The organism is Oceanobacillus alkalisoli, from assembly GCF_021556485.1.
In the GTDB taxonomy this organism is placed as follows: domain Bacteria; phylum Bacillota; class Bacilli; order Bacillales; family Amphibacillaceae; genus Oceanobacillus; species Oceanobacillus alkalisoli.
This window is the reverse complement of the sequence record NZ_JAKGBW010000051.1, coordinates 1-463: the sequence shown is the minus strand read 5'-3', so window position 1 is coordinate 463 and position 463 is coordinate 1. Positions and strand designations below refer to the sequence as shown.

The following is a 463-nucleotide window of genomic DNA, read 5'->3' as shown; positions in this document are numbered from 1 at the left end:
GACCTCCTGCGTGACAGGCAGGCATTCTAACCAACTGAACTACCGGACCTTGGTTGCGGGGGCAGGATTTGAACCTGCGACCTTTGGGTTATGAGCCCAACGAGCTACCGGACTGCTCCACCCCGCGATAATAAGAAATATGCAATTATAATTCATGCATAATATTATAATACTTTTATGCCTGGCAACGTCCTACTCTCGCAGAGACAAGGTCTCAACTACCATCGGCGCTGGAAAGCTTAACTGCTGTGTTCGGTATGGGAACAGGTGTGACCTTTCCGCCTTCATTACCAGACATATACTATATTATAACAAAATTTAACTCTGATGCAAGAGTATATTCATACCCTGAAAACTAAATAAGAGTAAATCACGACATCAAAATATAGAAGTTAGTTAAGTCCTCGATCGATTAGTATTCGTCAGCTCCACATGTCACCATGCTTCTACCTCGAACCTATCA

General features: G+C 43.4%; 1 tRNA gene and 1 rRNA gene. Both read right to left on the bottom strand.

What is annotated here, in order from left to right:
- Positions 1-50: 50 nt before the first annotated feature.
- A tRNA-Met gene (locus LZD48_RS18460) sits at positions 51-127 on the bottom strand.
- 52 nt (positions 128-179) lie between these two features.
- A 5S ribosomal RNA gene (gene rrf / locus LZD48_RS18455) occupies positions 180-295 on the bottom strand.
- Between the last annotated feature and the right edge of the window lie 168 nt (positions 296-463).